24 protein-coding genes are annotated in these 23,392 nt (G+C 64.1%); 16 read left to right on the top strand and 8 right to left on the bottom strand.

The window, feature by feature from the left end; genetic code table 11:
* Positions 1–633 carry a trimeric intracellular cation channel family protein gene (locus QOL82_RS09370; protein ID WP_283441986.1) on the bottom strand — a complete coding sequence of 211 codons (633 nt, stop codon included), beginning with the start codon at positions 631–633 and terminating at the stop codon, positions 1–3.
* A 259-nt stretch (positions 634–892) separates the two neighbouring features.
* Between QOL82_RS09370 and QOL82_RS09365 the strand changes: the two genes are divergently transcribed.
* The 7 genes from QOL82_RS09365 to QOL82_RS09335 all read left to right on the top strand — a co-directional run bounded on the left by QOL82_RS09365 (position 893) and on the right by QOL82_RS09335 (position 8,031).
* The gene (locus QOL82_RS09365; RefSeq protein ID WP_283441985.1) at positions 893–1,651 is read left to right on the top strand and encodes a 3-hydroxyacyl-CoA dehydrogenase; all 759 of its coding nucleotides are present in this window, start codon (positions 893–895) and stop codon (positions 1,649–1,651) included.
* 2 nt (positions 1,652–1,653) lie between these two features.
* Positions 1,654–3,453 carry a gamma-glutamyltransferase gene (ggt, locus tag QOL82_RS09360; protein ID WP_283441984.1) on the top strand — a complete coding sequence of 600 codons (1,800 nt, stop codon included), beginning with the start codon at positions 1,654–1,656 and terminating at the stop codon, positions 3,451–3,453.
* A 236-nt stretch (positions 3,454–3,689) separates the two neighbouring features.
* The gene (locus tag QOL82_RS09355) at positions 3,690–4,076 is read left to right on the top strand and encodes a guanyl-specific ribonuclease (RefSeq protein ID WP_283441983.1); all 387 of its coding nucleotides are present in this window, start codon (positions 3,690–3,692) and stop codon (positions 4,074–4,076) included.
* A gap of 48 nt (positions 4,077–4,124) precedes the next feature.
* Positions 4,125–4,544 (top strand): barstar family protein, encoded by a 420-nt coding sequence (locus QOL82_RS09350; RefSeq protein ID WP_346772291.1) that lies wholly within the window; start codon positions 4,125–4,127, stop codon positions 4,542–4,544.
* Between the two features lie 68 nt (positions 4,545–4,612).
* On the top strand, positions 4,613–5,254 hold the full coding sequence (purN, locus tag QOL82_RS09345) for a phosphoribosylglycinamide formyltransferase (protein WP_283442109.1): 642 nt from the start codon (positions 4,613–4,615) through the stop codon (positions 5,252–5,254).
* The gene (locus QOL82_RS09340; protein WP_283441981.1) at positions 5,251–6,507 is read left to right on the top strand and encodes an RsmB/NOP family class I SAM-dependent RNA methyltransferase; all 1,257 of its coding nucleotides are present in this window, start codon (positions 5,251–5,253) and stop codon (positions 6,505–6,507) included. Before purN ends, QOL82_RS09340 begins: the two co-directional genes overlap by 4 nt.
* A 327-nt stretch (positions 6,508–6,834) precedes the next feature.
* A complete protein-coding gene (locus QOL82_RS09335) occupies positions 6,835–8,031 on the top strand; it encodes a DesA family fatty acid desaturase (protein ID WP_283441980.1) in 1,197 nt (398 codons plus the stop codon).
* Between the two features lie 335 nt (positions 8,032–8,366).
* Here QOL82_RS09335 and rpmG read toward each other — a convergent pair whose 3' ends face one another.
* The 3 genes from rpmG to radC form a co-directional block, all read right to left on the bottom strand.
* Positions 8,367–8,534, bottom strand: a complete 168-nt coding sequence (gene rpmG / locus QOL82_RS09330; protein WP_283441979.1) for a 50S ribosomal protein L33 — start codon at positions 8,532–8,534, stop codon at positions 8,367–8,369.
* A gap of 22 nt (positions 8,535–8,556) precedes the next feature.
* The gene (rpmB, locus tag QOL82_RS09325; RefSeq protein WP_283441978.1) at positions 8,557–8,793 is read right to left on the bottom strand and encodes a 50S ribosomal protein L28; all 237 of its coding nucleotides are present in this window, start codon (positions 8,791–8,793) and stop codon (positions 8,557–8,559) included.
* 136 nt (positions 8,794–8,929) lie between these two features.
* Positions 8,930–9,604: a RadC family protein gene (gene radC / locus QOL82_RS09320; protein WP_283441977.1), complete on the bottom strand. Its 675-nt coding sequence runs from the start codon at positions 9,602–9,604 to the stop codon at positions 8,930–8,932.
* A 108-nt stretch (positions 9,605–9,712) separates the two neighbouring features.
* On the opposite strand from radC, the gene QOL82_RS09315 reads away from it, so the two are divergent.
* The 6 genes from QOL82_RS09315 to QOL82_RS09290 all read left to right on the top strand — a co-directional run bounded on the left by QOL82_RS09315 (position 9,713) and on the right by QOL82_RS09290 (position 14,915).
* Entirely contained in the window at positions 9,713–10,168 is a 456-nt protein-coding gene (locus QOL82_RS09315) for an FKBP-type peptidyl-prolyl cis-trans isomerase (RefSeq protein ID WP_283441976.1), read from the top strand.
* A gap of 32 nt (positions 10,169–10,200) precedes the next feature.
* On the top strand, positions 10,201–11,148 hold the full coding sequence (gene ispH, locus QOL82_RS09310) for a 4-hydroxy-3-methylbut-2-enyl diphosphate reductase (RefSeq protein WP_283441975.1): 948 nt from the start codon (positions 10,201–10,203) through the stop codon (positions 11,146–11,148).
* Between the two features lie 83 nt (positions 11,149–11,231).
* On the top strand, positions 11,232–12,161 hold the full coding sequence (locus tag QOL82_RS09305; RefSeq protein WP_283441974.1) for a branched-chain amino acid ABC transporter permease: 930 nt from the start codon (positions 11,232–11,234) through the stop codon (positions 12,159–12,161).
* Between the two features lie 17 nt (positions 12,162–12,178).
* Complete coding sequence (locus tag QOL82_RS09300; protein WP_283441973.1) at positions 12,179–13,387, top strand: ABC transporter permease subunit; 1,209 nt, start codon at positions 12,179–12,181, stop codon at positions 13,385–13,387.
* A 20-nt stretch (positions 13,388–13,407) separates the two neighbouring features.
* The gene (locus tag QOL82_RS09295) at positions 13,408–14,175 is read left to right on the top strand and encodes an ABC transporter ATP-binding protein (RefSeq protein WP_283441972.1); all 768 of its coding nucleotides are present in this window, start codon (positions 13,408–13,410) and stop codon (positions 14,173–14,175) included.
* Positions 14,175–14,915 (top strand): ABC transporter ATP-binding protein, encoded by a 741-nt coding sequence (locus QOL82_RS09290; RefSeq protein WP_430438457.1) that lies wholly within the window; start codon positions 14,175–14,177, stop codon positions 14,913–14,915. Before QOL82_RS09295 ends, QOL82_RS09290 begins: the two co-directional genes overlap by 1 nt.
* 90 nt (positions 14,916–15,005) lie before the next feature.
* Here QOL82_RS09290 and QOL82_RS09285 read toward each other — a convergent pair whose 3' ends face one another.
* Positions 15,006–15,314 carry a YkvA family protein gene (locus QOL82_RS09285; protein WP_283441971.1) on the bottom strand — a complete coding sequence of 103 codons (309 nt, stop codon included), beginning with the start codon at positions 15,312–15,314 and terminating at the stop codon, positions 15,006–15,008.
* 169 nt (positions 15,315–15,483) lie between these two features.
* Here QOL82_RS09285 and QOL82_RS09280 point away from each other — a divergent pair, with 169 nt between their 5' ends.
* The gene (locus QOL82_RS09280) at positions 15,484–16,179 is read left to right on the top strand and encodes a fumarylacetoacetate hydrolase family protein (protein WP_283441970.1); all 696 of its coding nucleotides are present in this window, start codon (positions 15,484–15,486) and stop codon (positions 16,177–16,179) included.
* A gap of 5 nt (positions 16,180–16,184) precedes the next feature.
* Positions 16,185–16,844, top strand: a complete 660-nt coding sequence (gene maiA, locus QOL82_RS09275; RefSeq protein ID WP_283442107.1) for a maleylacetoacetate isomerase — start codon at positions 16,185–16,187, stop codon at positions 16,842–16,844.
* A 22-nt stretch (positions 16,845–16,866) separates the two neighbouring features.
* Here the strand turns inward: maiA and QOL82_RS09270 are convergent, their stop codons facing one another.
* Positions 16,867–17,331 (bottom strand): glycine zipper 2TM domain-containing protein, encoded by a 465-nt coding sequence (locus tag QOL82_RS09270; RefSeq protein ID WP_283441969.1) that lies wholly within the window; start codon positions 17,329–17,331, stop codon positions 16,867–16,869.
* Between the two features lie 277 nt (positions 17,332–17,608).
* Between QOL82_RS09270 and QOL82_RS09265 the strand changes: the two genes are divergently transcribed.
* Positions 17,609–19,993: a GspE/PulE family protein gene (locus tag QOL82_RS09265; protein ID WP_283441968.1), complete on the top strand. Its 2,385-nt coding sequence runs from the start codon at positions 17,609–17,611 to the stop codon at positions 19,991–19,993.
* A gap of 322 nt (positions 19,994–20,315) precedes the next feature.
* Here the strand turns inward: QOL82_RS09265 and QOL82_RS09260 are convergent, their stop codons facing one another.
* A complete protein-coding gene (locus QOL82_RS09260) occupies positions 20,316–21,353 on the bottom strand; it encodes a L,D-transpeptidase Cds6 family protein (RefSeq protein ID WP_283441967.1) in 1,038 nt (345 codons plus the stop codon).
* A 58-nt stretch (positions 21,354–21,411) separates the two neighbouring features.
* A complete protein-coding gene (locus tag QOL82_RS09255; protein ID WP_283441966.1) occupies positions 21,412–23,316 on the bottom strand; it encodes a type IV pilus assembly protein FimV in 1,905 nt (634 codons plus the stop codon).
* Between the last annotated feature and the right edge of the window lie 76 nt (positions 23,317–23,392).

Raw genomic sequence — 23,392 nt, 5'->3', positions numbered from 1 at the left:
CTAGGCGGGCAGCTTCAGGTTGAAGCGCACCGCGAGCAGGCGCATCACGCAGGTCACGCCGATGCCGGCGCCCAGCGTGATGCCTTCGGGCGCGTCGGCCTTGTCGAGCAGCAGCGAGACCCAGCAGCCGAAGAATGCGCAGGTCGCGTACAGCTGGCCGCGCCGCAGCACCAGCGGGATTTCATTGCACAGCACGTCGCGCAGCACGCCCCCGAAAATGCCGGTGATGACGCCCATCATCACGCAGACGAAAAGCGGCATCTTCGCGTCTTCCGCGATCGACGTGCCCAGCACGCTGAACAGGCCCAGGCCCAGCGCGTCGGCCAGCAGGATCACCTTTTCCGCGCGGCCCGAGCTGATGTGACGGGTGAAGGGCGTGATGACCAGCGCCAGCACGAAGATCAGCAGCACATACTCCTGGCGCTCGACCCAGAACAGCGGGCGCTGGTCCAGCAGCAGGTCGCGCAGCGTGCCGCCGCCGAAAGCGGTGATGAAGCCGACCGTGAATATGCCCACCATGTCCATGTCCCGGCGGCGCGCCTCGATGAAGCCGGAACAGGCGAAGGCCACGATGCCCAGCACTTCGATCACCTTCAGCAGCGTCGTCAGGTTGACTTGTATCGCGATTGCCATGCGTTTTCCTGCCGCGCCATCAGCCCTGGCGCCCCGAGCCGGACGGCAGGCTTGCCATCCCGGAAGCGCAGCATTATAGAGTCGAGTCGGCAGCCGCGCCCCGGTGGCTTGGTGCCCAATCCCGCCGCAGGTTCCAGGGCGGGCAGGTTTTCCCGTCGCCGTTGAAAAAATCGCTACAATCGCTGCTGGTCGACGCAAGCGGCGCGGCATGCGCGGCATCGCGGAACCGGTCAATTTTCCCATCCCCAGAGAGGACAAGATGCAGATTCAGGAGAACGTATTCATCATCACCGGCGGCGCGTCGGGACTTGGCGCGGCAACCGCGCGCATGATCGTCGAGAACGGCGGCAAGGTCGTGCTGGCGGACGTGCAGGTCGAGGCCGGCGAGAAGCTGGCAGGTGAATTGGGCGGCAAGTTCGTTCGCTGCGACGTCACTTCCGAGGCTGACGGCCGCGCGGTGGTGGAAGCGGCGCTGGCCATGGGCAAGCTGAGCGGCCTGGTCAATTGCGCCGGCGTCGCGCCTGCGGTCAAGACGGTGGGCAAGGACGGCCCGCATCCGCTCGAAATATTCCAGCGCACCGTCAACATCAACCTGGTCGGCACCTTCAACATGTCGCGCCTCGCGGCCGATGCGATGTCCAGGCTCGACGCCACAGCCGACGGCGAACGCGGCGTCATCATCAACACCGCGTCGGTCGCGGCATTCGACGGCCAGATCGGCCAGGCTGCCTACGCATCGTCCAAGGCAGCGGTCGCCGGGCTCACGCTGCCGATGGCGCGCGACCTGTCCCGCAACGGCATACGCGTGATGACCATCGCGCCCGGCATCTTCGAGACGCCGATGCTGCTGGGCATGCCGCAGGAAGTGCAGGACGCGCTGGGCCGCATGGTGCCGTTCCCGCCGCGCCTGGGCAAGCCGAATGAATACGCGCACCTGGCCAAGACCATCATCGAAAACGTGATGCTCAACGGCGAAACCATCCGGCTGGACGGCGCGATCCGGATGCAGCCGAAATAAAGATGCATCCCCTGCGCCGCGCCGCGGCGTCCAGCCTGTTCCTGCTGACGACGCTGCTGGGCGGCTGCGTCGTCCTCACCGGGCCGCAGCCCGACGTCAATCCCGCGCTGCTCGCGCCGGAAGCCGCGTCCGGCTATACCGAGAAGCCCGGCTGGTATGCGCAGAGCTTCATGGTGTCGGCCGCCAACCCGCTGGCGGTGGATGCCGGCTACGACATGCTGAAGCAGGGCGGCTCGGCGGTCGATGCGGCGATCGCGACCCAGATGGTGCTGGGGCTGGTCGAGCCGCAGTCGTCCGGCCTCGGCGGCGGCGCGCTGATCCTGCATTTCGACGGCGCGCGGCTGACCACCTTCGACGGTCGCGAGACCGCGCCGGCGTCCGCCACCGAAACCCTGTTCCAGGATGCGACCGGCAAGCCGGTGCCTTACTTCGATGGCCTGGTCGGCGGACGCGCGGTCGGCGTCCCGGGCGTGCTGCGCACGCTGGAGCGGGCCCATGCGCAGCACGGCAGGCTGCCGTGGCGCACCCTGTTCGAGCCCGCCATCCGGCTGGCGGAAAACGGCTACCTGGTCAGTCCGCGGCTCGCCAGGCTGCTGCGGGAAGACCGGTTCCTGAAGAAGGACCCGGTCGCGGCGGCTTATTTCTACGACGCTGCCGGCCAGGCCTGGCCGGTCGGCCACCTGCTGAAGAACCCGGCGCTGGCCGATGCGATGCGGCAGATCGCCGAACGCGGCGCCGACGCGTTCTACCGCGGCCCGATCGCACAGGAAATCGTCGACAAGGTCAGGCAGCATCCGACCAATCCCGGCCTGCTGAGCACCGCAGACCTTGCCGATTACCGGCCAAAACAGCGGGATGCGCTTTGTACCAGCTACCGCGTCTGGCGCATCTGCGGCATGCCGCCGCCGTCTTCCGGCGGGCTGGCGGTCGCGCAGATGCTGGGCATACTGGAAAATACCGATATCGCGGCGCGGCCTCCGGGCCGGGATGGGCTGGACCCGGAGGCGGTGCATCTTTTCGTGGAAGCGGGCAAGCTGGCCTACGCCGACCGCGGCCGCTATGTCGCCGACCCCGACTTCGTGCCCATCCCGGGCGGCGGACTGGCCGCGCTGCTCGACAAGACCTATCTCGCCCAGCGCGCCGCACTGATCGGGTCGCGGGCGATGGCCCGCGCGACGGCGGGACGGCCGGCCGGCCTGCAAGTCGCCTGGGGCGGCGACGCGTCGCCGGAACTGCCTTCGACTTCCCACATATCGATCGTCGACCGTTTCGGCGGCGCCGTCGCCATGACGACCACCGTGGAAAGCGCATTCGGCTCGCGCCAGATGGTCCACGGCTTCCTGCTCAACAACCAGCTGACCGATTTTTCATATGCGTCCAGGGATGAAGACGGTCCCATCGCCAACCGGGTCGAGGGCGGAAAGCGGCCGCGCAGCACGATGGCGCCGACCATGGTTTTCGAGGGGGAAAGCGCCCGGCTGGTGCTGCTGGCGGGGTCGCCCGGCGGTGGCTTCATCATCAATTATGTCGCCAAGCTGCTGGTGGGCGTGCTGGACTGGAACATGGACCTGCAGCAGGCGATCAGCCTTCCGAATTTCGGCAGCCGCAACGGCCCGACGGAACTCGAACGCGGCCGTGTTTCCGAACAGGTCGCCGCCCGGTTGACCGAAAAAGGCCACCAGGTGCGTATGGACGAGCAGACCTCGGGCCTGCAGGCCATCATGCGTATACGCAGGAATGGCCAGGACTGGTGGTTCGGCGGCGCCGATCCGCGCCGGGAAGGCGTGGCGCGGGGCGACTGAAACTGCGGTAGGCGCACCGCTGGCCACCATCGATGGCTGCTGTCGATGAAGCGGCGTCATGTCGCCGGCGGCTGCATGACCTTCCCCTTCATGCCCGCGGCCAGCTTGCCGGACGATAGCGGCATCCCCGTGGCGCTCCAGGCAGCGCGAAAAGATCAAGAACAGCGGAAGAAGCGCAGTTGCCTGGCAATCATACAAGCGTTACGCTACGGTACCCTGACCAACCCTCGCTCCCCATGCAACATAGCCTTCCTGGAAAATCCTTCCTTCGTGCGCTGTTTTTCGTGCTCGCGCTCGTATTTTCGGCAAGCGGGATGGCGCGCTCCGCGCCGGACGGCAATGTGGTGCTGGTCAGCGAATTGCCGCGGGAAGCCAGGCACACACTGCAGCTGATCAAGCAGGGTGGCCCGTTTCCATATAGCAAGGATGGCGCCGTTTTTGGTAACTATGAAAGACTTTTGCCAAAGCAAAAGCGCGGGTATTATCGTGAGTTCACTGTCAAAACGCCCGGCGCGCGTAACCGGGGAGCCAGAAGGATCGTCGCTGGCGGAGAAGAAGGCGCGTCCAGGGAATACTTCTATACAGACGATCATTACGCGTCATTCCGACGCATCCAAGAGTGATAAGTGAACATCTATACCCTCATAGTCCAGGAGAAAGGTCCGCAGTTGATGCCAGAAGCGCCAGCAGAAGCGAACTTGTTCCAGACCGTGCCACCGAACGTGGTCCAGTCCATCCGTGCTTTCCGGGTCACCGAACTGCAGGCCGAAGCGGCGAAACTGGGGCAACATTTCCTTTATGCCTATTGCGGAGAAGCGTCGACCAAGCAGCAGGTGCTGGCGACGATCGCCGAGGCTTTTCACTTTCCACGCCATTTTGGCAAGAATTTCGACGCGCTGTCCGACTGCCTGACCAGCCTGGTCTATAAATCCGGCCAGCAGTTCGGCTTCCTCGTCGTGCTGGAGCAACTTCCGCATACCCAGAAATTCGACCGCGAGGCGCGCGAGACATTGCTCGACGTATTCCGCGATGCAGCCGATTTCTGGGCCGAAAAGAAGGTGCCGTTCCGGGTTTTCTACTCGTTCCAGTAATCCGCGCAGTCGGCAGGACCGTCCGCGGGGAGGCGGCCGGGCAAGGGCGGTAATGTACAATGCGCGCCATGAAAAGTATCGTCATCCTCATTTCCGGACGGGGCAGCAACATGGAGGCCGTCGTCCGGGCCGCTCGCCGGGAGGGTTGGCAAACGCGGATCGCAGCAGTCATCAGCAACCGGGCCGATGCGCCCGGCCTCGAATTTGCAAGGCAGCAACAGATCCCGGCAGTCGTCGTGCCGAGCGGCGGCCATACCGACAGGGCGGCTTTCGATCGTTTGCTGCAGCAGGAAATCGACCGTTATTCGCCTGACCTGCTCGTACTGGCAGGTTTCATGCGCATCCTCACCCCCGGTTTCGTCGAACACTATGCCGGGCGCATGATGAATATCCATCCATCCCTGCTGCCCAGCTTTCCCGGCATGCATACGCACCGGCAGGCGCTGGCGGCGGGGGTCAAGGTCCATGGCGCCACCGTCCATTTCGTGACGGCAACGCTGGATCACGGTCCCATCATTGCGCAGCAGGCGATAGCCGTGCGGCCGGACGATACCGAGGCCAGCCTGGCCGAACGCGTGCTGGAAATCGAACATCCGCTGTATGTTGACGCGGTGCGCAGCTTCATCGACGGCAGGCTGTCGATCGAAAACGGCTGCGTGCGCATCAAAGACAAGGTTTTACTCACAATGAACATGAAAGAATCCGCATGAGGCTTCCTCCCGCAATCATCAGCCACACCGAGGAAGTCCTGCGCGAAATCCTGCGCTTTACCGCTCCGGCCGACAACACCCTGTCACGCTATTTCCACGAGCATACCCGGCTGGGCGGACGCGAGCGCGGCGTGGTCGCGGAGGCCGTCTACGGGCTGCTGCGCAACAAGCTGGTCTACACCAGTTTTGCGGAATCCGGCAGCGGCGCCAGCATGCGCCGGCTGACATTGCTGGGACTGGCCGACGCGGTCGGCGTCGATGCGCTGGGCGGCTTGTCCGAGGACGAGACCCGGTGGCTCACGCATGTGATGCAGATCGACAGGAACATGCTGCCGGCCGAACTGCGCTCGAACCTGCCGCACTGGTTGTATACCCGGCTGGCCGAGCGCTTCGGCGAGGAAGAGACGCTGCTGCTGGCGCAGACGCTGAACACCCCGGCGCCGCTGGATCTGCGTGTCAACACCATCAAGTCGAACCGCGAGCAGGTGATTGCCGAACTGCTGGCCGCGCCGATCGCGGCCGAACCAACGCCGTATGCGCCGCTGGCCCTGCGCATCCTGAAGAAACCGGCGCTGCAGAACCTGCCGGTGTTCAAGACCGGCGCGGTCGAGGTGCAGGACGAAGGCAGCCAGATCCTTGCGCAGATCGTCGGCGCGCGTCGCGGCGAGATGGTGGTCGACTTCTGCGCCGGCGCGGGCGGCAAGACGCTGGCGCTGGGCGCCATCATGCGCAATACCGGGCGGCTGTATGCGTTCGACATCGCGGAAAAACGCCTGGCCAAGCTCAAGCCCAGGCTGGCGCGCAGCGGACTGTCCAATGTCCACCCGGTCCTGATCGCCCATGAGAACGACGCCAAGATCAAGCGCCTGGCCGGGAAGATAGACCGTGTGCTGGTCGATGCGCCCTGCAGCGGCCTGGGTACGCTGCGTCGCAACCCGGACGTCAAATGGCGGGTCAGGCCGGAATCGATCACCGAACTCAATGTAAAGCAGCTGTCCATATTGAACGGCGCTGCCCGCCTGGTGAAAGCCGGCGGCCGGCTGGTCTATGCGACCTGCAGCATCCTCGACGAGGAGAATGAAGCCATCGTGGCGCAGTTCCTGGCAGCAAATGACGCATTCTCGCTGGTGCCGATGAAAACGGTGCTGGAAGAGCAGCGCATTCCGCTGGAGATGGACGATTACCTGAAGCTCGTTCCACACAGGCACCAGACCGATGGATTCTTCGCGGCCGTGCTGGAGCGGAAAAAGTAGCCAGGAAGGGACGGAATTTGCAGGGCTTCGTCCGCTGCACCTTGGGTTTGCCCGATATGGCCCGATATACAGGGTTGGGCCCGGAGAGTCGTAGTTGTAAATTAGACGCGTTTTAAGCGAAGAAGACTTATATTTTTGGCACCAGGATCCGGTGCCAGATCAAAAAGATGCTTGAAAGAAGCCGCTTTGGACCGACAAGGTGCGACGATCGGTCAATAAAGCGCGTAAAATCTCGGGCAAATTGCAACAAATGCGGCTAATCCTGATTTCGGATCGTGCCCGCAAAGGGGAAGAATGTCCGTCCCGCCCGTCAACTTTGGAGCCTGAATGATTCTGAATGCAGTATTAGATTTTCTGTCGAATGGCCTGACCCGCGCGAGCGGCTGGGAAATCGTGATCTTCACGCTGGTCGTGACGCATATCACGATCGCCGGGGTCACGATCTACCTGCACCGCTGCCAGGCGCACCGCGCGCTGGACCTGCACGCGATCCCGAGCCATTTCTTCCGTTTCTGGCTGTGGCTGACCACTGGTATGGTCACCCGTGAATGGGCCGCCATTCACCGCAAGCATCATGCGAAATGCGAAACCGAGGAAGATCCGCACAGCCCGGTGACCCGCGGCATCAAGAAAGTGCTGCTGGAAGGCGCCGAACTGTACCGCGCCGAGTCCAAGAATCAGCAAACCATCGAAAAATACGGCCACGGCGCGCCTGACGACTGGCTCGAACGCAACCTGTACACCAAGCACAGCGCGATGGGCATCGTCATCATGCTGTTCATCGACCTCGCCCTTTTCGGCGTGATCGGCCTGTCCGTCTGGGCGGTGCAGATGCTGTGGATTCCGATTACCGCAGCCGGCATCATCAATGGCATCGGCCACTACTGGGGCTATCGCAATTACGATTGCAACGACGCGGCGACCAACATCATCCCGTTCGGCATCCTGATCGGCGGTGAGGAACTGCACAACAATCATCACACCTTCGGCACCTCGGCCAAGCTGTCGTCCAAGTGGTACGAGTTCGACATCGGCTGGATGTACATCCGCATCCTGGAAATGATGGGCCTGGCGACCGTGAAGAAGATCGCGCCGGCGCCGAAGTTCGACAGCGGCAAGCGTATCGCCGACCTGGCGACGCTGCATTCGATCGTGTCCAACCGCTATGACGTGATGGCCAAGTACACCAAGTCGATCAAGCACACCTGGCGCGAAGAGGTGGGCCACATCCGTACGAAGTCCCAGCTGGGCGCGCACACCCTGCGCTCGTCCCGCAAGCTGATGCAGAAGGAGCCGGCGAAGCTGGCCGCGCCGCAGCGCCAGCAATTGAGCGAAGTGCTCGCCCATAGCAAGGCGCTGCAGACCATGCATGACATGCGCGTCGAACTGAGCGTGCTGTGGGAGCGGTCGCACTCGACCAGCGACCAGTTGCTGAACCAGTTGCAGGACTGGTGCCGCCGCGCGGAGTCGTCCGGCATCCGCTCGCTGCAGGAATTTTCCTTCCGCCTGCGCAGCTATGCCTGATTGCTGATCCCGCTGCCTGCATGGCAGTCCGAAAAGGCCCGGTTATCCGGGCCTTTTTTTATGGCCGCGGCTGCCGGTTCAGGCCATCCCCGGTTCACGAGGCGCGATGAAACGCCGTAGGGTGTAATAAGCGCAAGCGCATTACACCATTGGTTGGGAACAGAGGGTGGTGGTTGATTGGCCGGTGGTGTAATGCGCTGCGCTTATTACACCCTACGAATCGGAAGCATCGGTTTCAGCCGGTACGCCATGTCTTGGAGGCGGTACAAGACCCGGAATCGCGGCCAAAAAAAAGCCCCGCAATGGTTGCGGGGCTTTTGCTTGCAAGACCTGGATTACTTGATCTTGGTTTCTTTGTAAGCGACATGCTTGCGGGCCTTGGGATCGAACTTCATGATCTCCATTTTTCCCGGCATCGTGCGCTTGTTTTTGGTCGTGGTGTAGAAGTGACCCGTGCCTGCAGTCGACTCCAGCTTGATTTTGTCGCGGCCCTTGGTAGCCATGATTATTCCTTTACTGTGCTAGTTAGACTTTTTCGCCGCGGGCGCGCATGTCGGCCAGGACGGCGTCGATGCCGATCTTGTCGATGGTGCGCAGGCCGGCGTTGGACAGGCGCAGGGAAACCCAGCGATTTTCCGACTCGACAAAGATACGACGCCGCTGCAGGTTAGGCAGGAAGCGACGCTTGGTCTTGTTGTTCGCATGGGAAACGTTGTTGCCGACCATCGGCTTTTTCCCGGTGACTTGGCAAATACGTGCCATGTTTCACTCCTTCAAAGATTTCCGAAATTGGAAAAAACGAGAGTATATCGAAAAAATCTCAATTATTCAACGACTTGCGCAAAACAATTGTTTCTCGTTTTATTCTCGATATTTAACATTTAAACGGAGTTAGGCGTCACAGTTCGCCATGCTCGGCAAAGGAATAAAACCGGCGGCCGGCGACGATCATGTGGTCGAGCACCTTGACCTCCATCAGCCCCAGCGCGCTGCACAGCAGCTGAGTCAGTTCATGATCCTGCGAACTGGGCGCCGGTTCGCCGGACGGGTGGTTATGCGCAAGGATCACCGCAGCCGCATTGTGCCGAAGCGCTGATCGCACCACTTCACGCGGATAGACATAGGCACGGGTCAGCGTGCCGCGAAACAGTTCCTCGCAACTGATCAGGTGATGGCGCGCATCCAGGAACAGCACCGTGAAGCTTTCGTACGGCAGGTTCGCAAGCCGCAGGTGCAGGTAATTCCGGACAGCGGCCGAACTGCGCAGGGCTACGCCATTGGCCAGTTCTTCCTCGGTCGACCGGCGCGCCAGTTCGAGCACCGCCTGCAACTGCGCGAACTTGGCCGGACCCAGGCCGGGAAAGGCGCAGAAGTCCTGTATCGCGGCGCTGCACAGCTTGCCCAGTGAGCCGAAATGCAGCAGCAGCCGTTGCGCAAGTTCGACGGCGGAGCAGCCCGGCAGGCCGGTGCGCAGGAAGATGGCGAGCAGTTCGGCGTCCGACAGGCTTTGCGCACCCTGACTGATCAGTCTTTCGCGTGGCCGCAGGGTGACTGGCCAGTCGGAGATTCCCATGTCCGTGCTTTCGTCGGGTAATGCGGAAAATCAGGAGGCCGGGTGTTATTAGCACGGACCAGCGCGTCGTCGCTTAAAATGGCGGATTATTTTGTCCCGCAGAATCCCATGGAAAATTTACCACAGCCGCTGGTAGCGCCGGGCGCCTACCTGACCTTGCACTACCGGCTGGCGTCGCTGGATGGCAACGATATCGTGACCACCTTCAACGGCAATCCGGCAACGCTGCAGATCGGCAGTGGTCAACTGGCGCCGTTTCTCGAACAATGCCTGCTCGGCTTGCCCGAAGGCGCCGAACACAGCTACACATTGACGCCGGAACAATCGTTCGGCGAACGCAATCCGGACCTGGTGCAACGCGTGTCGCGCGACACGCTGTCGGAAAATTCACAGCTTGGCGAGGAGTACAAGGTAGGCGACGTGGTGGAGTTTGCCGCGCCGAAGGGAGGGCGTTTTGCCGGTGTGCTGCTGGAGATGAACGATGAGGATGCGCTGTTCGACTTCAATCATCCGTTGTCCGGGCAGACCCTGAAGTTCGACGTGCGCATCATTGGCATACTCTGAGGCGGCAGCCGTTAAAAGCATCTAGGAAAAGTATGAAACAGGAAATCCTGCTGGCCCAGCCGCGCGGTTTTTGCGCCGGCGTCGACCGGGCGATCGAGATCGTCGAAAGGGCGCTTGCCCAGTTCGGCGCGCCCATCTATGTCAGGCACGAGATCGTGCATAACGCCTATGTCGTCGAGGACCTGCGCCGCAAGGGCGCCATCTTCATCGAGGACCTGGCCGATGTCCCAGCCGGAAACACGCTGGTGTTCTCCGCCCACGGCGTGCCCCGCTCGGTCGTCGAGGAGGCTTCCCAGCGCGGCCTCAAGGTGTTCGATGCGACTTGCCCGCTGGTCACCAAGGTGCATATGGAAGTGGCCAAGATGCGGCGCGAGGGCCGCGAGATCATCATGATCGGCCACGCCGGCCATCCGGAAGTCGAGGGCACGATGGGCCAGGCCGACGAGGGCATGTACCTGGTCGAGACCGTCGACGACGTCCAGCGGCTGGAGGTCAAGCGCCCCGACAGGCTGGCCTATGTGTCGCAGACCACGCTGTCGGTCGATGACACGGCAGACGTCATCAACGCGCTCAAGCAGCGCTTCCCGCAGATTGCCGAACCCAAGAAGGGCGACATCTGCTACGCCACCACCAACCGCCAGGAAGCCGTCAAGTTCATGGCGCCCCAGGTCGACCTGGTGATCGTGGTCGGCAGTCCGAACAGTTCCAATTCCAACCGCCTGCGCGAAGTCGCGCAAAAGATGGGCACGCTGGCTTTTATGGTGGACAATGCGGCGCAGATCGATCCGGCATGGCTGAATGGCGTGCGGCGCATCGGCGTGACCGCCGGCGCATCGGCGCCGCAGGTGCTGGTGGACGCCGTGATCGACCAGCTCAAGATGCATGGCGCAGAGAGCGTCCGGGTACTCGAAGGCGTGGAAGAGAATGTGACCTTCCCGCTGCCGAAAGGCCTGGGCGGCGGCACGGCTGCCGCCAGCTGAAAACGTTGTTTCCCACGAAGCCGCGCGCAGGGGCTGCCTGAAGCCGCTGCGCGCCCGATTTTTATCTTCCATCCTGGCGGACCATGGAAATTTTCCTGCAGCAAATCATCAACGGCCTGGTTCTCGGCAGCATGTATGCGCTGATCGCACTGGGCTATACCATGGTGTACGGTGTCCTGAACCTGATCAATTTCGCCCATGGCGAAGTGCTGATGATCGGGGCGATGGCCGGACTAACCATTCTCAAGATGGTCAACAACGTGGCGCCCGACCTGCCTGGCATCGTCAAGCTGCTGATCGCCATCGTCGGCGCGATACCCGTCTGCGTGCTGGTCAACGTCCTGATCGAGCGCATTGCCTACCGCAGGCTGCGCAACGCGCCGCGCCTGGCGCCGCTGATCACCGCGATTGGCATCTCCATCCTGCTGCAGACCATCGCGATGATGATCTGGGGCCGCAACCCGCTGCCCTTTCCGCAGGTGATGCCGTCCGAGTCGCTGAACCTGATGGGCGCGCTGATCACGCCGACCCAGGTGATGCTGCTGGTGCTGGCCGCGGTCTGCATGATCGCGCTCGTGCTGCTGGTCGAAAAAACCAAGATGGGCCGGGCGATGCGGGCGACCGCGGAGAACCCGCGCATCGCCGGCCTGATGGGCGTCGACGCCAACCGGGTGATCGTATTCACCTTCGCCATCGGCGCGACGCTGGCGGCAGTGGCGGGCGTGATGTGGGGCGCGAACTATTCGTCGGCCCAGTTCGCGATGGGCTTCGTGCCCGGGCTGAAGGCATTTTCGGCCGCGGTCCTGGGCGGCATCGGCAATATCTACGGCGCCATGCTGGGCGGCATACTGCTGGGGCTGATCGAGAGCCTGGGCGCGGGTTACATCGGCGACCTGACGGGCGGCTTCCTGGGCAGTAATTACCAGGATATTTTTGCGTTCATCGTGTTGATCATCGTGCTCACGCTGCGGCCTTCGGGCCTGATGGGCGAGCGCGTTGCCGACCGCGCCTGACTTCAAGGGACATCCTCATGGCTTACAAACTGACAACGGCCACCGGGGCCGGCCGCGCCGGACTGATACTGCTCGCCGTGGCCGTCATCGCCTTTCCCTTCATCGCGTCGAACTACGGTAATTCGTGGGTCCGCATCATGGACCTGGCGCTGCTCTACATCATGCTGGCGCTGGGCCTGAACATCGTGGTCGGCTTCGCCGGCCTGCTGGACCTGGGTTACATCGCGTTCTACGCGCTGGGCGCCTACCTGACCGGCCTGCTGGCGTCGCCGCAATTCGCCACGGTGCTGGAGTCGCTGGTCAACCAGTACCAGCCGCTGGGGGAGGCGGTGATCGCCTTTTTCGGCCCCGAGGTTGCGCAGCAGGGCATCCACCTGTCGCTCTGGGTGATCCTGCCGCTGGCCGCGCTGCTGGCCGGCGTGTTCGGCGCGCTGCTGGGCGCGCCGACCCTGAAGCTGCGCGGCGACTACCTTGCGATCGTGACGCTGGGCTTCGGCGAAATCATCCGCATCTTCATGAACAACCTGAACGGTCCGGTCAACATCACCAACGGCCCGCAAGGCATCAACCTGATCGACCCGGTGCGTATCTTCGGCGTGTCGCTGGGCGGCGAGGCCGGTTCCGGCGCGATGGTGCGCATAGGCAGCTGGTCCATGCCCTCGGTGAACGCCTATTATTTCCTGTTCCTGGCGCTGTGCCTGATCATCGTGTTCATTTCCTACCGGCTGCAGGATTCCCGGCTGGGCCGGGCCTGGGTCGCGATCCGGGAAGACGAGATCGCCGCCAAGGCGATGGGCATCAACACCCGCAACATCAAGCTGCTCGCCTTCGCGATGGGCGCCTCGTTCGGCGGCGTCGCGGGCGGCCTGTTCGCCTCGTTCCAGGGTTTCGTGTCGCCCGAGTCGTTCTCGCTGACCGAGTCGATCGCCGTGCTGGCGATGGTGGTGCTGGGCGGCATGGGCCACATACCCGGCGTCATCGTCGGCGGCGTCATCCTGGCCGCATTGCCGGAAGTGCTGCGCCACACGGTGGAGCCGGTGCAGCAGGCGCTGTTCGGCAAGGTGCTGATCGATGCCGAGATCCTGCGCCAGCTGCTGTACGGCCTGGCCATGGTGGTCATCATGCTGATCCGTCCCGCCGGCCTGTGGCCGGCTCCGCGCCACGAGGACCGTCCGGACGCGGACGTCGACAAGCCTGCTCCCGCCACCGGCGTGGCGCCCGTCTAGGAACATAGGAGAACCGCTGCATGCAGGCCAATCTGCTCAATATCACCGGCGCCAGCAAGCGCTTCGGCGGGCTGCAAGCCCTGTCCGGCGTCGACATGCGCATTGCCAGGGGCCAGATCTATGGCCTGATCGGGCCGAACGGCGCCGGCAAGACCACGTTCTTCAATGTGCTGACCGGGCTGTACCAGCCGGACGGCGGCAGCTTCGAACTCGACGGCAAGCCGTATTCGCCGTCGGCGCCGCATGAAGTGGCGAAGGCGGGCATTGCCCGCACCTTCCAGAACATCCGGCTGTTCGGCGAGATGAGCGCGCTGGAAAACGTGATGGTGGGCCGCCACGTGCGCACCAGGCAGGGCGTGCTCGGCGCGGTGCTGCGCTACCGCGCGGCCCGCGAGGAGGAGGCGGCGATCCGCGCCCGTGCGCTGGAGCTGCTCGACTTCGTCGGCATCGCCGGGTTTGCGCGGCGCACCGCCCGCCACCTGTCGTACGGCGACCAGCGCCGGCTCGAGATTGCCCGCGCGCTCGCGACCGACCCCTTGCTGCTGGCCCTGGACGAGCCGGCGGCCGGCATGAATGCGACCGAGAAGCTGGGCCTGCGCGAACTGCTGCTGAAGATCAAGGCCAGCGGCAGCACCATCCTGCTCATCGAGCATGACGTCAAGCTGGTGATGGGACTGTGCGACCGGATCACCGTGCTCGATTACGGCAAGCCGATCGCCGAGGGCACGCCGGCCGAGGTGCAAAGGAACCCGGCCGTGATCGAGGCTTACCTGGGAGGGTCGCACTGATGGCCGCGCTACCTGTGACGGACGTGATGCTGAAGGTCGAGGGGCTGAAGGTGGCCTATGGCGGCATCCAGGCGGTCAAGGGCATCGACCTGGAAGTGCGCAAGGGCGAGCTGATCACGCTGATCGGCGCCAACGGCGCGGGCAAGACCACGACGCTCAAGGCCATTACCGGCACGCTGCCGGAGTGCAAGGTCGAGGGCCATGTCGAATACGCGGGCCAGCCGATAAGGGGCAAGACCTCGTTCGACCTGGTGCGCCAGCAGCTGGCGATGGTGCCGGAAGGGCGCGGCGTGTTCACCCGCATGACCATCCACGAAAACCTGCTGATGGGCGCATACACCCGTGACGACAAGGCAGGCATCGCGGACGACGTCGACAAGTGGTACGGCATCTTCCCGCGCCTGAAGGAACGGTCGGCCCAGCTTGCCGGCACGCTGTCTGGCGGCGAACAGCAGATGCTGGCCATGGCGCGTGCGCTGATGAGCCATCCGCAACTGCTGCTGCTCGACGAGCCGTCGATGGGGCTGTCGCCCATCATGGTGGAGCGGATCTTCGAAGTGGTGCGCACGGTCGCGGCGCAGGGCGTGACGATATTGCTGGTCGAGCAGAATGCGCGGCTGGCCTTGCAGGCCGCGCATCGCGGCTACGTGATGGAGTCGGGCCTGATCACGATGACCGGCCCGGCGCAGGCGATGCTGGACGATCCCAAGGTGCGCCAGGCTTACCTGGGCGAAGAGTAGCGCGGCCGCAGCCGGCGCTGCGCCCATCCCTGTCGCCGCACTGCGCGGCGGGAACGGCGCGCGCCCGGCCGGGCTGCCGCGCCCGGTGCGTCAGGCCCGCCGCCAGAACGCCCAGCGGGACAGGAACCGTTCGCTGGCGCCGCGCGCGTCGGCCAGCGCATGCGCCGGCATCAGCTTCAGCAATGCCGGGATGCCGAACGCCAGCAGCGTGGCGTCATCCAGCCATCCCAGCACCGGCAATGCGTCGGGCACCAGGTCGATAGGACTGAGCAGGTAGACCGCGAGCAGCCCGGCGCCCAGCTTCACCGCCAGCGGCGTGGCCGGATTACGGCAGGCAAACCAGAGGATGGTGACTTCGCGGCCAGCGATCCTGGCAAGGCGGCGCAGACGACTGAACATGGTGGAAACTCCCGTTGGCATTACCCGCGGCCGGTCGGCAGCGTGCACCCTATCTGGGGTCGACCGGCCAGTTTAAAGAGACCATGGGGCTAATTTAATCCGATTAGCGAACATCAGGGCGAATAAAATTTTCCAATGGCATAATTCCAGCACCACTAAAGGAGACCAAATGGAGTACGTAATCACCCCGCAGGCGCCCGTCGCCGTGCCGGTTGCCGGCACCGATCAATTTTTCCCTGTACGCCGCGTCTATTGCGTCGGCCGCAACTATGTCGAGCATGCGAAGGAAATGGGCCACAGCGGCCGTGAAGCGCCGTTCTTCTTCATGAAGCCGAACGATGCGCTGCTGGTCGTGCCGGCCGGGGCCACCGGCGAGATGGCTTATCCGGGCATGACGAGCGACCTGCACCATGAAATCGAGCTGGTGGTTGCAATCGGCAAGGGTGGACGGGACATCGCGGCGGCCGATGCCGGCGCGCATATCTGGGGCTATGCGGTCGGCCTGGACATGACCCGGCGCGACCTCCAGGGCGAATCCAAGAAGCTGGGCCGTCCGTGGGACACGGGCAAGGGTTTCGACCAGTCCGCGCCGATCGCGCCGCTGCATCCGGTCAGCGAGACCGGCCTTATCGACAAGGGAAATATCCGCCTGAACGTCAATGGCGCGCCGCGCCAGAACAGCGACATCGGCAAGCTGATCTGGAATGTCGCGGAAACCATCGAGCACCTGTCGCGCTACTTCGAGCTGCAGCCTGGCGACCTGATCTTCACCGGCACCCCGGAGGGCGTCGCAGCGGTGCAGAAGGGCGACCTGCTCGAGGGCGCGGTCGAGGGCCTGACCGAGCTGCGGGTGAAGGTGGTCTGATGAGCCTGAAGCTCTATACCTATTTCCGCAGTTCGGCCGCTTACCGCGTGCGCATTGCGCTCAACCTGAAGGGGCTCGACGTCGAGATGGCGCCGGTCCACCTGCTCAGGCAGGGCGGCGAGCAGTTGCAGGAGGCTTACCGCAGCATCAACCCGGAAGGGCTGGTGCCGGCGCTGGTCGACGAGAATGACGATGAGGGGACGCAGGTCCTGACGCAATCGCTTGCGATCATGGAATACCTGGATGAAATGTACCCGGAGCCGCCATTGCTGCCGTCAGCGCCGCTGGACCGCGCCTACGTGCGCGGCATCGCGCTGTCGATCGCCTGCGACATCCATCCGCTCAACAACCTGCGGGTGCTGCGTTACCTGGTGCGTGAAATGGGAGCGAACGAAGAGGCGAAGAACGACTGGTACCGTCACTGGTGCGGGAACGGCCTGGCGGCCATCGAAAAACGCATCAGCGCAGACGGGCGGGCCGGCAAGTTCTGCCTGGGCGATACGCCGACCATGGCCGACTGCTGCCTGATCCCGCAGCTTGCCAATGCGCGCCGCCTCGATACCGACCTGTCGGCGATGCCGACGCTGTTGCGGATAGAGGAAAACTGCGCCAGGCTCGACGCCTTCATCCAGGCCGAGCCGGGCAGGCAGCCGGACGCCGAATAGGCGCGCCGGCTGTTCCGGCCTGTCAGTAGCGGTAGACGCGGCCGTTGTCGATGCGGACGCGGTTGCCGATGTTCAGGTCGCCGACCGATTCCTGGGTGTAGGTCTGATAGCCGCCGTTATCCAGCCTGACGCCGATCTGGTAGGCGGTGCCGCCCTGGTGGCTGCGCTGCTCGACCTGGTTGCCGACGACCGCGCCGCCCACCACGCCAGCCGCGGTCGCAAGGCCGCGGCCCGTGCCGCCGCCGACCTGGTTGCCCAGCAAGCCGCCAACCAGGCCGCCGACGACCGCGCCCGCGCCGATGCCGCCGGGCGCGCCGGTGTTGACCACCTGGATCGAGTCCACCACGCCGTAGCTCGCGTAGGCGCCTTGCTGGCCCGCGGGGGCAGGATAGGGCGACGAAGCCTGCGGATAGCCGGGCGCCGCGCAGCCGGCGATGAAGGTGGATGCCGCGAGAATGCCGGCGATGACAATGCGATTTGTTTTCATAAAACCTCCTGATATCGTGCTCGCAGCGTAACGGTTCGCCAGCCGGAGGTCTGTACGCCATCGAACAGAGATCCGGGGAGGCAACAGGCCGGAAGCCGGTACGATGTTGACCGGATATTATTTTTGTTACGTTTTGGCCGCTGATCGCCAACGTAAAGGGCGTTTATCGATCAAAGCGCCTCGCTATGCTTCACTGAAGCAACAAAGTTCAGGTAAAGTTAGCCGGCTAGCCCTATCCACGCGTTGCCGCGCGCCGGACCGTTCCCCAGGAAAATCCATGATCACCGACTTCGAATGGCCCATACCGCCGCATTTCTACCTGTCCGCCGGCGCCGCCGGGCCGGAGTCGGCGGTGCTGGCCCGTACGGACGGCAAACGGGAAAACGGCACCCTGGTCCGGCTGGACCCTGAAAACAGCCTGGTCGAATTCATGCCGCAAAAGTCGCCGCTGGCGGGGCAGGTCGGCTTTTCGGACTTCAAGAGCCTGCGCCTGACCCGCCCGATTGCACTGAAGCGGCTGGAGCTGGACCCCGACGGCAAGCTCGATTCGGCCGACGTCAGCCTGCGCCAGCGTTGCGTCGTAACCTTCCGCGACGGCGACAGCCTGATGTCCGAGACCATCGGCTATGTCGAGCACAAGTTCGGCCTCTTCCTGTTCCTGTGCAGTTATGGCGACGACGTGCTGCGCTGGTTCATCCCGGCCAGTTCGATCGCGAGCTACCAGATCGGCGAGCATCTCGGCCAGATGCTGGTCGAGGAAAAACTGGTCACGCAGGACGTGGTCGATCTCGGCCTGAAGAAGCAGGAGGTGCTGCGCTCGCAGAAGCTGGGCGACTACCTGCAGAAGCAGCAGATCCTGACGCAGGCGCAGGTGGAGAAGGCGCTGCAGCATCAGAAGGAAATGCCGCATATACGGCTGGGCGAGGCGCTGCTGCAGGAAAGCCTGATCACGACCGCCCAGCTGGAGGAAGCGCTGGAACTCCAGTCGCGCGACCGCAAGACGCATCTCGGCGAGATCCTGGTCGAGATGGACGTCATCAAGCGCGAGACCATACGCCGCGTGCTGGCCCAGAAGCTGGGCATCCCGCTGGTCAGCCTGCGCAAGTTCGACTTCGATCTGAACCTGATCAAGTCGGTGCCGGCGGACCTGGTCCGCAAGCACCAGATCATGCCGCTGTACCGGACCGACACGCGCATGGTGGTGGCGATGGAAAACCCGCTGGCGCTGGAAGGGCTGCAGGCGCTGGGCTTTTACATCAAGCTGAAAATCGACCCGGTGATGGCCTCGGTCGAGGACCTGGGCATGTCGATCAAGAAGTTTTACGGCAGCCAGGGTTCCCGCGAAAGCATGGAAGACCTGGTGTTCGAGCTGGGCGGCGCGGAGCCGGCGATGCCGGCCAATCCGCTCGGCATCGCCGACGACGTTTCCGAATCCGACAATACCCTGGTTCGCCTGGTCAACAAGATCATCCTGGACGCGTACGAGGAAGGCGCGTCCGACATCCACATCGAATCGATGAAGGGCAACCGCCCGACCCGCGTGCGCTTCCGCAAGGACGGCGTGATGTCGCATTACTCCGACGTGCCGGCCAACTTCCGCAATGCGCTGGTGTCGCGCCTGAAGATCATGAGCCGGCTGGATATTTCCGAGAAGCGCCGCTCGCAGGACGGCAAGATGGATTTCAGCCAGTTCGGTCCGGCGCGCATCGAGCTGCGCGTGCTGACCATGCCCACCACCGAGGGCCTGGAAGACGTGGTCATGCGCATCCTGGCGGCGCCGAAAGCGGTGTCGATGGACACGCTGGGCCTGTCGTCCTATGCCATGGCCGGGCTGAAGAAATTTGCCGCCAGCCCGCACGGGCTGGTGTTCGTCTGCGGCCCGACCGGCTCGGGCAAGACCACCACGCTGCATTCGATCCTGTCCCACATCAACACGCCGGACCGCAAGATCTGGACCGTCGAGGACCCGGTGGAGATCACCCAGGACGGGCTGCGCCAGGTGCAGGTGCAGCCGCGCATCGACTGGACCTTTGCCGCGGTGCTGCGCAGCTTCCTGCGGGCCGACCCTGACGTCATCATGGTCGGCGAAACGCGCGACCAGGAAACGGCGCGCACGGTCATCGAAGCCTCGCTGACCGGCCACCTGGTGTTTTCGACGATGCATACGAACAGCGCCGCCGAAAGCGTCGTCCGCCTGCTCGACCTCGGCCTCGACCCGTTCAACTTCGGCGACGCGCTGCTGGGCGTGGTCGGGCAGCGGCTCGCGCGCCGGCTGTGCGCCGCCTGCCGCCGGCCGCATCAGGCCTCGGAGGAAGAACTGGCGATGCTGGCCTATGAGTACTGCGTCGACACGCCGCTGAAGGCGGAATCCATCCGGGCCGAATGGCGCAGGCTGCATGCCGCCGCCGACGGCAGCATCACGCTGCACCGTGCCGAAGGATGCGAGGAATGCAACGGCAGCGGCTACAAGGGCCGCCTCGGCGTGCATGAACTGCTGATCAACACCCCGTCGATCAAGCGCAAGATCATGGCGCGGGCGAACGTCAGCGAGATCACCGAGCAGGCAATGCTGGAAGGCATGGCGACACTGCGGCAGGACGGCATCGCCAAGATCCTGCAGGGCTATACCGACTGGGAACAGATACGCGCGATTTCGATCTAGGACATCGCGGCTGGGAGGCGCCCTCGCAGGCCGCGTGGCAGGTGAGGGGGCGTGTATGCGACGGCTGCTATCAATCCCCGTTCACAAGGCGCCACGAAACGCCGTAGGGTGTAATAAGCGAAGCGCATTACACCATTCGCTGCAAACAGGCGGCGGTAGCTGATTGGCCAATGGTGCAATGCGCGTTGCTTATTACACCCTACGAATTGGAACCATCTATTTCATCCGCTGCGCGATGACGCGGGATTGGCATGCGTCCGGCGTCACCGCCAACGCGAATTGCCTGTATTTTCCAGCCGCGCCTTCAAGACCCAAGCCGCTGTCAGCTCACCCGTTCTTCGCGGATGCGCCATGCGCCGTCGCGCTTGACCAGCGTCAGCGTCTTCTGGTCGGTGGACTTCAGCTTGTCCGAGGAAAACTCCTGGCGGAACTGCACGATGGCGCGCTCGCCGTCCATCCGGACTTTTGGCGCTTCGATTTTCACGCTGATGCGCTGCTTGCCGGTAATCCGGTCGGTGCGCTCGGCTATCCACTTCTCGCGGCTCATGCCGCGCGGCACGACGAAGTCGGCGCTGTAATAGTCGAGATACGCCTTCACGTCGCGCGCGCTCCAGGCGCCGGCCCAGCCATTGACGGCGGCCAGCACCGCTGCCTGCTCGGCAGCGCTGGCGGCATCGGCCGGTTCCCTGGCGGCGGCGGGCTTGTCGGCATTGGCCTTGGCGGCCGCCGCCGGTGGCGCGGACGATGTGTCCGTCGCGGCCAGCACGGTCTTCCCGCCCTGGGTCGCCGGCTGCCTGGCGACGATGCCGGGCGCCGCGCCCTGGACATTGTTGCGGATGGCTGCGACCTTGGCTTTCGCGCCGGCGCTGCCGTCGATGCGGGCCGCCTTGTCGTAAGCCTGGCTGGCCAGCTCGGCATACACGTCGCCCAGGTTTTCATATGCCATGCCGTAGCCGGGATTGCTGGCGATCGCCTTGTCCAGCGCGATGCGCGCGCTTTCATACTGGCCGTTGGCCGCGTAGAGGACGGCAAGGTTGTTATACGGTTCCGGAAGATCCGGGAAATCCTCGGTGAGCTTCAGCAGCACCGCGATGGCCTCGGTCGGCTTGTTCTGCTGCGCCAGGATGATGCCCTTGCTGAAGCGCAGCCGCGCGTCGCCCGGCTTCTGGGCGAGCCCGGCATCGACCCGTTTCATCGCATCGGCCAGCTGGCCGCCCTGGACCAGGCGGGAAATTTCGGTGATTTCGTCGCTCGCCGCAGCCGCAGCCGGCCCGGCGGACAATGCGCCGCACAGGAGCAGCGCAGCGCAGGACAGAAGGTAAGCATTGCTTGGCCGCTTGAAAACGCGCTTTAAGAACATGGGTTCGATTCCGGTCGACATAAAAAGAAACCGTATATTACATTGGTTGATGCGATAACTACTGAAAGTCAAAGCTCATCGAATTCAGGTCATTTTCCTGCTTCATTTCATTCGCTAGCCCGATCGCGCGCACGATCTCGCGGTAGGTCGAGAAGTCGAACGGCTCGGGCGCAAGCAGCAGGCTGTTGAGGTAAGGCAGCAGCTCGTCGCTATTCGACAGCGAGTCGACCGCCGAGTGCACCAGCGGGAAGTCCGCGATGCTGCGGCGCGGCTGGGCAGCGTTGCCCCAGCCGGCGGCTTCGGCCGGGAACGCGCGCTGCAACTGCGCCAGGACGGCGAGTATCTGCTCCTGGTTTTCCATGGTGCGATAGAGCGACAGCAGGTACAGGCCTGGCGCCGGCGAACGCATGTCCTCGCGGTCGAGATAGTCCCGCAGCACTTCGGCTGCGCGCAGCGGATTGTGTTCGGCCATCCAGCTTTCCGCAGCCAGCAACATGCCGGCCACTTCGGCCGCATGGGCCTGCGCATCGTCGTCGGTCACCGGAAGCATCGGCGGCATCGGCGGCAGCGGCGATGCTCCCGCCTGCGGCGCCTGCTGATGGAGTTCTTCCAGCTGATTTTCGATCGTCAGCCAAGACTCGGGCAACTGGAGCGATTGCGGCGGACTCGTGGACACGGTTTGCATGGCGACTTCCTTGGGCCATTCGTAGGACTGCGGCGGCACGGAAGGCGTTGGCTCCGGCGCGAAGTCGTCCATGGGCATCGCGAAATCCACCGGTTCCGGGTCGGTCCTGGTTTCGATTGTAGGCGTGGCCGGCGCTGCAAACACGGGAGCAACCCCGGCAATCCCGGCAACCGCAGCAACCCCGGCAACCGCGGCTGCCGGCTGCGGCGGGGTTTCATGATGCAGCGGCTGGAGGGGAGACGGCTCCTGCATTTCCGCCATCGCGAAAAACGCCTGCTCCTGGCGGCGGCGGTCGTCGGCGCGCCGCCATAGCAGCCAGCCGATGACTGCGACGCAGGCCAGCAACAGCGCGCCGAGCGCCGCGGCCAGCGTGCCCGGAACCATGTCATCCTGCGCTGCCGTCAGCGCCGCTTTTTCCTGCGCATGCTGGCTCGCCGCGCTGGCCGCCGATTTTTGCACCGCAAGCAGCTTGCCCTGTGCATCACGAAGTTGTGCCTGCGCGCCTGCAAGCGGATCTTCGCCGCGCAGCAGGGCGGCCACCCTGGCCTGGTCGGCGCGTTGCGCCGCCAGCCTGGCCGGATCGGTTTCGACGCGCGGCTCCGACAGCATCGTCGCGGAACGCAGCGCGATGCTGGCCCGCACCTGTTCGATTTCGGCATCGGCGCCGCCGGACAGCATCAGTACGCTCTTGCTTGCGGGCGCCGGCTTGGGCTTGCTTGGCGCCGGCGGCTTGCGCACGACGCTTGCCGGCGCCTTCGCCGCCGCCGGCAGGTCCGCCGCGTCGACGGCAGGCGGCGGCAGCACCGCTTGCGCCGGCGGGACCGCCGCGCCGGCACGGGACGACGTCCTGCGCTCGGCGCGCTCGGCGATTGCCGGGGAGGCGAGCGGCGACGTCGTCGCCACCGGGTCCAGCAGAAGCGCGTATTCCCGCTTGACGGTATTGGTGCAGCCGATTTCCACCGACACATTCACCGCCGGCTCGTTGATGCCCTCGACGGTGCGCAGGCTGAGCACCGCGTTCGCGCCGCTGCCAGCCAGTTCCGCCACGGGGCGCGAAATCGTCGTGCCGTCCAGCGCCAGCAGCCGCGACTTCAGGCAGGCTGCGCCGGCGTCATCCGCCGCCAGGCCGTAGACTGGTATTTTTGCCTGCAGCGGCCGGCCCAGGCCGGATTGCAGCGTGATGGCGCCTAATCCAAGCGCGTGCGCCTGCCCGCCCCAGACAGCCAGGGGAATCAGGATTAGCCCAAGTGCGGGCTGTTGTGATCGGACACGCATCATGGTGATTTTGGCCGCTGTGCGAACTAATGATGGAATAACGAACGTTAAATGATAACTGGAGGCAATATACCACCGA

It is taken from the genome of Noviherbaspirillum suwonense (genome assembly GCF_900182955.1).
Taxonomy (GTDB): Bacteria; Pseudomonadota; Gammaproteobacteria; order Burkholderiales; family Burkholderiaceae_D; genus Noviherbaspirillum_A; species Noviherbaspirillum_A suwonense.
The sequence above is the reverse complement of the archived record's forward strand: the minus strand, read 5'-3'. Positions and strand labels throughout refer to the sequence as shown.

Bases quoted from the DNA above. Each gene is read 5' to 3' on its own strand.
- QOL82_RS09300 (WP_283441973.1), top strand. From the start codon at position 12,179: ATGGCTTACAAACTGACAACGGCCACCGGGGCCGGCCGCGCCGGACTG.
- QOL82_RS09355 (WP_283441983.1), top strand. From the start codon at position 3,690: ATGCAACATAGCCTTCCTGGAAAATCCTTCCTTCGTGCGCTGTTTTTC.
- QOL82_RS09335 (WP_283441980.1), top strand. From the start codon at position 6,835: ATGATTCTGAATGCAGTATTAGATTTTCTGTCGAATGGCCTGACCCGC.
- rpmB (WP_283441978.1), bottom strand. From the start codon at position 8,793: ATGGCACGTATTTGCCAAGTCACCGGGAAAAAGCCGATGGTCGGCAAC.
- QOL82_RS09285 (WP_283441971.1), bottom strand. From the start codon at position 15,314: ATGTTCAGTCGTCTGCGCCGCCTTGCCAGGATCGCTGGCCGCGAAGTC.
- QOL82_RS09280 (WP_283441970.1), top strand. From the start codon at position 15,484: ATGGAGTACGTAATCACCCCGCAGGCGCCCGTCGCCGTGCCGGTTGCC.
- QOL82_RS09340 (WP_283441981.1), top strand. From the start codon at position 5,251: ATGAGGCTTCCTCCCGCAATCATCAGCCACACCGAGGAAGTCCTGCGC.
- QOL82_RS09370 (WP_283441986.1), bottom strand. From the start codon at position 633: ATGGCAATCGCGATACAAGTCAACCTGACGACGCTGCTGAAGGTGATC.
- QOL82_RS09295 (WP_283441972.1), top strand. From the start codon at position 13,408: ATGCAGGCCAATCTGCTCAATATCACCGGCGCCAGCAAGCGCTTCGGC.
- QOL82_RS09290 (WP_430438457.1), top strand. From the start codon at position 14,175: ATGGCCGCGCTACCTGTGACGGACGTGATGCTGAAGGTCGAGGGGCTG.
- QOL82_RS09270 (WP_283441969.1), bottom strand. From the start codon at position 17,331: ATGAAAACAAATCGCATTGTCATCGCCGGCATTCTCGCGGCATCCACC.
- QOL82_RS09365 (WP_283441985.1), top strand. From the start codon at position 893: ATGCAGATTCAGGAGAACGTATTCATCATCACCGGCGGCGCGTCGGGA.
- ispH (WP_283441975.1), top strand. From the start codon at position 10,201: ATGAAACAGGAAATCCTGCTGGCCCAGCCGCGCGGTTTTTGCGCCGGC.
- QOL82_RS09350 (WP_346772291.1), top strand. From the start codon at position 4,125: ATGCCAGAAGCGCCAGCAGAAGCGAACTTGTTCCAGACCGTGCCACCG.
- QOL82_RS09260 (WP_283441967.1), bottom strand. From the start codon at position 21,353: ATGTTCTTAAAGCGCGTTTTCAAGCGGCCAAGCAATGCTTACCTTCTG.
- ggt (WP_283441984.1), top strand. From the start codon at position 1,654: ATGCATCCCCTGCGCCGCGCCGCGGCGTCCAGCCTGTTCCTGCTGACG.
- radC (WP_283441977.1), bottom strand. From the start codon at position 9,604: ATGGGAATCTCCGACTGGCCAGTCACCCTGCGGCCACGCGAAAGACTG.
- QOL82_RS09255 (WP_283441966.1), bottom strand. From the start codon at position 23,316: ATGATGCGTGTCCGATCACAACAGCCCGCACTTGGGCTAATCCTGATT.
- purN (WP_283442109.1), top strand. From the start codon at position 4,613: ATGAAAAGTATCGTCATCCTCATTTCCGGACGGGGCAGCAACATGGAG.
- QOL82_RS09265 (WP_283441968.1), top strand. From the start codon at position 17,609: ATGATCACCGACTTCGAATGGCCCATACCGCCGCATTTCTACCTGTCC.
- QOL82_RS09315 (WP_283441976.1), top strand. From the start codon at position 9,713: ATGGAAAATTTACCACAGCCGCTGGTAGCGCCGGGCGCCTACCTGACC.
- rpmG (WP_283441979.1), bottom strand. From the start codon at position 8,534: ATGGCTACCAAGGGCCGCGACAAAATCAAGCTGGAGTCGACTGCAGGC.
- QOL82_RS09305 (WP_283441974.1), top strand. From the start codon at position 11,232: ATGGAAATTTTCCTGCAGCAAATCATCAACGGCCTGGTTCTCGGCAGC.